8 protein-coding genes are annotated in these 7,229 nt (G+C 73.7%); 4 read left to right on the forward strand and 4 right to left on the reverse strand.

What is annotated here, in order from left to right:
- The 4 genes from ACWCSD_RS43760 to ACWCSD_RS43775 form a co-directional block, all read right to left on the reverse strand.
- Positions 1-909: hypothetical protein (locus ACWCSD_RS43760; RefSeq protein WP_449924106.1), on the reverse strand; the 909-nt coding region annotated here is incomplete at its 3' end.
- Entirely contained in the window at positions 906-3,797 is a 2,892-nt protein-coding gene (lanL, locus tag ACWCSD_RS43765; RefSeq protein WP_449924109.1) for a class IV lanthionine synthetase LanL, read from the reverse strand. The genes lanL and ACWCSD_RS43760, both read right to left, overlap by 4 nt.
- A gap of 92 nt (positions 3,798-3,889) precedes the next feature.
- Positions 3,890-4,144, reverse strand: a complete 255-nt coding sequence (locus ACWCSD_RS43770) for a hypothetical protein (protein ID WP_364342478.1) — start codon at positions 4,142-4,144, stop codon at positions 3,890-3,892.
- A 110-nt stretch (positions 4,145-4,254) separates the two neighbouring features.
- Positions 4,255-4,836: a TetR/AcrR family transcriptional regulator gene (locus ACWCSD_RS43775; protein WP_449924113.1), complete on the reverse strand. Its 582-nt coding sequence runs from the start codon at positions 4,834-4,836 to the stop codon at positions 4,255-4,257.
- A gap of 114 nt (positions 4,837-4,950) precedes the next feature.
- Between ACWCSD_RS43775 and ACWCSD_RS43780 the strand changes: the two genes are divergently transcribed.
- The 4 genes from ACWCSD_RS43780 (at position 4,951) to ACWCSD_RS43795 (ending at position 7,209) form a co-directional block, all read left to right on the forward strand.
- The gene (locus ACWCSD_RS43780) at positions 4,951-5,139 is read left to right on the forward strand and encodes a hypothetical protein (RefSeq protein WP_397162699.1); all 189 of its coding nucleotides are present in this window, start codon (positions 4,951-4,953) and stop codon (positions 5,137-5,139) included.
- Positions 5,140-5,184: 45 nt separating this feature from the next.
- Entirely contained in the window at positions 5,185-6,093 is a 909-nt protein-coding gene (locus ACWCSD_RS43785) for an SDR family NAD(P)-dependent oxidoreductase (protein WP_449924116.1), read from the forward strand.
- 98 nt (positions 6,094-6,191) lie between these two features.
- Positions 6,192-6,647: a hypothetical protein gene (locus ACWCSD_RS43790; RefSeq protein WP_397162697.1), complete on the forward strand. Its 456-nt coding sequence runs from the start codon at positions 6,192-6,194 to the stop codon at positions 6,645-6,647.
- 214 nt (positions 6,648-6,861) lie between these two features.
- Positions 6,862-7,209, forward strand: coding sequence for a serine hydrolase (locus ACWCSD_RS43795; RefSeq protein ID WP_449924120.1), 348 nt, complete (start codon positions 6,862-6,864; stop codon positions 7,207-7,209).
- Positions 7,210-7,229: the final 20 nt, after the last annotated feature.

A 7,229-nucleotide genomic window follows, 5' to 3' on the forward strand; every position in this document is an offset into this window, starting at 1 on the left:
GGAACGCACCAGCCGCAGCCCGCCCGCGCTCCAGGCGGCCATCGGCAGGATCGTGCCGGTCGCCGGCCCCGCCTCCCGGAAACCGCCCTCGGCCAGGTCGTACAGCACGGCGCGGCAGCGCACCCCCGCGGTGACCGCCAGTGCCAGCCGCCGGCCGGCCGGGTCGAGGGCGAGCGGGGTGACGGCGCCCTCGACGGCGTTCAGCTCCTCGGGGAAGACGGTGGGCGCGTCCGAGTCGCGCGGGCGGAGGCCCAGGCGGTGGCCGTCCCGGGTCTCGCGGGCGGTCAGCAGGACGCCTGCTTCGGGGGCGGCGAGCAGCAGGCGCTCGCGCCGTTCCAGGCCGGGCAGCGGGGCCACGGCGCCGTCGGACAGGTCCAGCACCACCGTGCGCGTCCGGGGGCCGGCCGGCACGGCCACGGCCAGCAGGCTGCCGGACGTGTCGAGCCAGACGCCCCCGGCCAGCGGCCCCGGCACACCGGCCACGAGCTCGGGCGGCTCGGCCCGGCCGGACAGCCGCCACACGGCCGTGCCGCCCGCCGGGGTCGTGCGGAAGGCCAGCGCGGCGGTTCCCGCGCCCCGGCCCGCCACCAGCCTGAGCCCGCCCCCCGTGACGGCGGCCAGGTCGTGCGCCGACCAGCCGGTGCCGTCCCGGTCCGGGACGACGAGGAGCAGCCGGTGCGTCCCGCCGCTTCCGGCCCGGCTCAGCAGGACGGCGCCGTCGTCCGTCGGGACCGCGGTGCTCGCGGGGCTCTCGCCGTCCCAGGACCGCAGGACGCGGGACCGGGGACGCGCGTCGGTCAGGTCCCACAACTCCGGCGCCAGGGGATGGCGGCCCTCGGCGGTCAGGCACACCGCGTACCGCCCCAGGCCGGAGAACCGGAACCCCAGCCGGAGCATCGTCCCGCTCACGACCCCGCCGGTGCGGGTGCGGGTGCCGGTTCCAGTGCCGGTTCCGGTGCCGGGACGTCGGCCGTCCACGGACGCGGGCCGCCGTGACGCAGCCGCAGCAGGAAGTCCAGGACGCCCGCCAGACCGGTGTTCCAGCCGAAGCTCACCGTGTCGCCGTTCTCGTCCGGCACCACCAGCAGCCCGTCCCGCAGCACCGCCCGCGCCTCCAGGCAGGCGGCCAGCTCCGCGGCCTGGGCGCGGTAGTCCTCGTCGCCCAGCAGACCGGCCATGTCCAGCAGGAACTGCCCGTCACCGGCCAGCCCGTGGCAGGCGGCGGTCCCCGAGGACAGCCGGGAGCCGCGGACCGCGACGGCGGCGGCCTTCGCCGCGTCCAGGAAGTCCGGCTCGCCGGTGACGGAGTGGAGCCGGAGGAGGAAGCTGCCGACCCCGGAGGAGCCGCTGCACCAGTGCGTCATCCGGACGCCGCCGCCGGGGAACTCCGGCCACCAGGCCGCCGCGCCGGTGCGCTGGGCGGCGGCCAGCAGTGTCCGCCCGGCGAGCAGGGCCGTCTCCAGGTACTCGTCGCCACCCGGGGCGGCGGCGGAGAGCAGGAAGGTCCCGATCCCCGCGACGCCGTGGGCGAAGCCGTAGTGCACGGCGCCGGCCAGCGCCGACGGGAAACGTTCGGGGATGGGCCACAGCACGGCGCCGGGGGTGCGCTCGGCGCTCGCCAGCAGGGCGTCCGCGCAGTGTGCCGCCCGCTCCCGGAAGCGCTCGTCGCCGGTGGCCCGCCAGAGGTGCAGCAGGGCCAGGCCGGTGCCGGCCAGGCCGTGGCAGACGTCCGGGTTCGGCCACGACGTCGGCAGGGTCAGCGCGAGGTCGGTGCCCGTCGTGCGCAGCGCGTCGTCGCCGAGGGCGCGGCCGGCCTCGTACAGCCCCCAGGCGATGCCGGCCCGGCCGAAGTGGAGCCCGGGCGAGGGCCTGGCCTCACTGCCCAGCCGCCGGAGCGTCCAGGCCGCGCCGTGACGCAACGCGGCGGCGACCTCGCCCCGCCCGACCTCGCCGGTGCCCAGAACCTGGGTGCCCAGATCCGCGGTGTCCAGGTCCGGGGTGTCCAGGTCGGAGGTGTTCAGGACCGACGCGAGCAGTGCGAGCACCCCGGCCGAGCCGTACTGCACGGCGCAGGGGTCGGCGGTCTCGCCGAATCCGGAGACGGGCCACAGACGCCGGGCGCCGGGATCGCGGTCCATCCGCCGGAGCGTGTGCGCGATCCCGTCGCGGAGCAGGCGCTCCTGACCGGCGACGGACAGACGGCGGCCGACCCCCGCGGCCGCCGCGCCCCGGCCCGCGGCCGTCGCGCCCTGACCTGCGGCCGTGGTGCCCCGGCCCGCGGCCGTCGCGGGCCGGGGCGTGGTGTCCGGGGCCGCGGCCGGCAGTGGCCCCAGGTCGTCGAGGAAGGCGCCGACGCGCCGCAGGTCCCAGCGTCGGGCCGGGTTCTCGCGCATCAGGCCGAGGATCATCGGCCGCAGCGCCGAGGCCACGGCGTCGCCCTCGGTCGCCACCTCGACCAGCCCGCGCACCCGGGTGTCCCACGAGCGGCCCGCGGGCGGGTCGTCGGAGCCGAGCAGCGGCCGGCACGCCGTGGCCAGGTGCAGCACCGTCGCGCCCAGGGCGTACAGGTCCGCCGCGGCCCCCGCGGCCGGCCCGTACATCGGCCCGCGCACCTGCTCGGGCGGCGCGTACCCGGCGGTGTAGGCCTTGGTGACGGGCGTGCCGGGGACGGCGGCCATCTCCAGGTCGACCAGCCGGCAGGAGCCGTCCGGGCCGGCGATGACGTTGTTCGGCGTCAGGTCCCGCAGCACGAGACCCCGCTCGTGCACGGCGGCGACCAGGCCGGTCAGCGCGCGCACCGCGGTCAGCGCCACGTGCGGCCAGCCGTCCGGGTCGGCGGCCCTCGCCTGCTCCGCCCAGGCGGTCAGCACGGCGCCGTCGAGGTGTTCCTGCGCGAGGAACACGTTGTCCCCCTGCGTGAACAGGGCGACCTTGCGGCTGGTGACGCCGAGCGGCCCGAACAGGTCCAGCATGTCGGCCTCGTGGCGGAGGCGGTCGCGTTCGTCCTGGCCCTGGAGGGTGGCGCTGATGTGCGGGCGGGCCTGCTTGATCACGACCTGGGCGCCGGAGAGCCGGTCCTCCGCCAGGAACACCCCGCCCTTGGCGCCGTGGCGGATCGCCTGCCGCACCACGAACCGGCCGGCCAGCTCGACGGCCTCCGGCGCGGCGGTCCGCACCGGGGCCCGGCCGGACTCGAACGGGCAGGCGGCCCATTCCGGCGGCGAGTACCAGGCGTTGCGCCGGTCCACCAGGCAGGCGCCGTCGGGGGCGGTCAGCGGCGAGCTGTAGACGCCGTCGTTGTCGAGCACGCTGCGCGCGGAGAACACGCCGTAGCGGTAGTGGACCAGGCTGTCCGGCCGGTAGGCCCGGTCGGACAGGACGGGCGGGCCCGGCAGGCCGTACGTGGCCCGGTGCAGATCCTCGGCGATGGCCGCCGCCGCCTCGTCGTCCGGGGGATAGACGGTGATGAACTTGCCGGCCGATCCCCGATGGACGTTCCTGGACAGCAGGCCCGTCAGGTCGGCGAACGTGGCCGCGAACTTGAACGGGCACCGATGCCGCACCAGCACCTCGGCCGCCCGCGCCAGCACGACGGGGGCCGACAGCGGCGTCGCCGACACGTGCAGCTTCCAACCCTGGTCCCGCGTCCCGGCCTGCCGGGGAGCCACGTACGTCCACGGAGGGCGGTGGCGGACGTCCCACCCGTCCTCGGCGGACCGTCGCAGGGCGGCCCGCACCAGGTCCTCCAGCAGGTGGAGATCCGCGCTCACCCGCTCGTCCGTGCCTGTCGTGCTCATGCTCACGCCACAACCTCATGCCTGATCGGATTCGGACGTTCCCGGCAACGGCCGCACGGCGGCGGCCGAGCAGGCCGCCGCCGTCACGTTGATCAGTAGAAGAGGCTGAGCGCGAAGCGCGAGCCGGACACCTCGCACCGGAAATCCTGGACGATGCCCCCGCTGGTGACGGCGCTGAAACCGGCCCGCACACACTGGTCGCGGTACTGGTAGTACCCCGCGAGGTGCCACGACCCCGACACGGCCGACGCGGACACGGCGGACGCAGGCATGGCGGAGCCGGTCACGGCGCCGAAAGCGAGCCCACCCGCGACGAGGGCGGCCGCGGTCAGACGTCGAATGCTCATGTTTCCTCTTCTCCTCAGGGAACGGCGTTCTGCCGTCAAGATGTGCCAGGAGACTTGGGAAACACTTGTGGGCCGTCCTTAAGGCTGCGGCGGCCTCCTTAACGCTGCCTTCAGGGCGTGCCTCGTCCGGTGCCCAGGCCGTCGAGGATGAGCGCGAGGTAGCGGCGCCACGGTTGCGCGGCGCCGGAGGACGGCAGGTCCATCACCGAGTCGATCATCGAGACGATGGGCGCGATGTCGCCCACCGTGATGTCGGCGCGCAGCGTGCCCTGCTCCTTGGCGCGGGCGATGAGGCGGCCGCAGGACTCGGCGATGCCTTCCCTGGCCCGCTCGATCAGCTCGCTCTGGCCCGCGCCCCGCCGCATCAGCTCGCGCAGCCCGCGGTCGGTCGCGGCCTGTTCCAGGGCGTGTTCGATGAAGGCTCTGAGGGCTTGGTAGGCGTCCTGTGCCGCCTGCGCGGCCTGTGCCGCGGCGCGGATGTCGTCGAGCTTGCCGGCGTAGACGGCCTCGGCCAGGGCCTCCTTGTTGGGGAACCGGCGGTAGACGGTGCCGACGCCGAGCCCCGCGTGGTGGGCGACGTCGTTGAGCGTGGCCTGCAGCCCGCGCGCGGCGAACACCTCCCGCGCCGCCGCCAGGGTGCGCTGCCGGTTGTGCTCGGCGTCGCGGCGCAGCGCCGGTGTCTCTTCGCTCATGGCATCCGTCCGTCGGCTAACTGGATACAGCATATCCGCTTCGTGTTAGGCTCCATCGCGTAAGCGGATATGTCATATCCACTTCGGTGGACGTGCCGACGAGAGCAGGTGAACATGCAGACCGTGATCATCACTGGCGGCACCGACGGGCTCGGCAAGGGGCCGGCCCTTCACCACCTCCGGCAGGGCGCTCACGTGGTGGCCCTCGGCAGCACCGCCGGAAAGGGGGAGACCCTGCTCGCGGCGGCCGCGCCTTCGACCGGGACGACACCCTGCGCCTCCATGAGCTCACGCAAGAACTGATCTCGCGCTGACACCAGCGTCCCGACCAAGAGGAGACAAGCGCAGATGACATTGAACGACATGACCGGCAGGACCGCCCTGATCACCGGCAGCACCGGGGGCATCGGCATGGAGACCGCGCGCGGCCTGGCCAAGCTCGGAGCCTCCGTCGTCCTGGTGGGGATCGACCGCGGCCGGGCGCAGCGTGCCGCGCAGGAGATCCGCGCCAGTGCCGGACACGATCGGGTGGACGCCCTCGCCGCCGACCTCACCGGCCTCCAGGGCCTGCGCCAGATCGCCTCCCAGGCCGCCGAGCGCCATGACACGCTGGACGTCCTGGTCAACAACGTCGGCCTGAACCGGCCGCGCCGCGAGCTGACCGACGACGGCGTGGAGAAGATGTTCGCCGCGCACGTCCTCGCCCCGTTCACCCTCACCCACCTGCTGCTGCCGCAGCTGAGGCGCGCCGGCCGCGCCCGGGTCGTCAACCTGACGGGCGGCATCCCCGGCGGGCCCATCGAGCACGACAACCTGCTGGGGGAGCGGCGCTTCATCGGGTGGACGTTCAGCCACTACAACCACACCAAGACCATGACGATGGCGCTGACCGCCCGGCTCGCCCGGGAACTGCGCGGCACGGGGGTGACGGCCAACGTGGTCTACCCCGGGCACGGCTACACGCCGATGAACAGGGCGACCCCGATCGGCGCGTTCCCGAGGCTCTACCGGCCGATCGCGCCTCTGGTGCTGAAGGTCGTCGCGCCGCTCTTCCTGTCGGACCTGACCCGATCGGCCCGCTCCAGCATCCATCTGGCCGCGAGCACGGAGGTGGAGGGCCTGACCGGCGCCTACTTCGACGACCGGTGCCGCCGCAAGCCGCTGCCGGCCAGCGCGCTCGACCAACGCAACCAGAACGCGGTGTGGGACCTGTGCGCCCGGCTGAGCGCGAGCATCCTTACCGAATCTACAATGTAAAGGCGGTCTCTGGGATTCGCTCACGCGAATCCCACCCCGGCAAAAACCGAGCATCGACAAACCTGGGCGTCGCCGGAGCCCGCTTCTATGCTCCGTTCGTGGCGGACATCAGCTACTTCGACGCGTGGGGGTTGTGGCTGCACGGCAGGTCCACGCTCGGCAACGATCTGCTCGGCCTGCCGATGATCTGGTGGGGCCGCTTCGGCAAGATCCTCTCGTTCGTGTCCGGCGCGGCGGTCGTCGTCGACCTGGTCGGGCCGGAGAGGCTGAGCCGCTATGGCGCGCGGCTGACCCGGTTCATGGCGAAAAGGCCCACCGGGGGGCCGTTCATCGTCGGTGTCGTCACAGGGGCGGCCGTCGCGTTGGTCGAGGAGCAGACCGACGTGCCCTGGTATCTGGGGCTGCTGCTCGGGTCGATGCTGGGCGGGGCCGCGGGCCTGCTCGCGGTCAGGGCCGGCCGGACGTTGCAGGATCCGGAGCTTCCGATGACGTTGAAGTGGGTGTCCTTGGGGCTGTTCTTCGTCGGCTTCCATTTCGATCTGCTCGCCTCGTAGCCCTGCCGGCTGGCCAGAAGGCCAACCAGACGTCCTTCCCAGGGCGGAGATCGTCGGTGGGGATTCAGGGTTTCCGTAGGGGATTACTCCGACGCCGTGCCGCCCTCTCGTGCCGGATCTTGATACGGCGGAGGCCGAGAGCCGGACTCCGCCGAATCGGAGGAGTGGCGTGAGGGGAAGACGTACCAGTGCGGCCGTCGTGGCGTGCTTGACCGTGTCGTTGACGGCGACGCCCGCCATGGCCGCCACGGCGGCGGCGGAGGGCCCGAGTTTGCGGGCGATGCTGGACAAGGTCGTCGCAGGGGGTGCGGTGGCCGCGATCGCCGAGGTTCGCGACGGGGACAGGACCTGGCGAGCCGCCAGTGGCAAGGCGACGATGAACAGTGCCCGGCCGGCCCCGGTGGACGGGCGCTTCCGGGCCGGGAGCGTGACCAAGTCGTTCACGGCGAGCGTGGTGCTTCAACTGGTGGGGGAGGGAAGGCTGCACCTGTCCGACAGTGTGGAGCGGTGGCTGCCGAACAGGCGCTCAGGGACCATATCGAGCCCTACGACGCACGGCTGACGCGCTGGCTGGGCGGTGAG

This window comes from Nonomuraea sp. NPDC001684 (assembly GCF_053596515.1).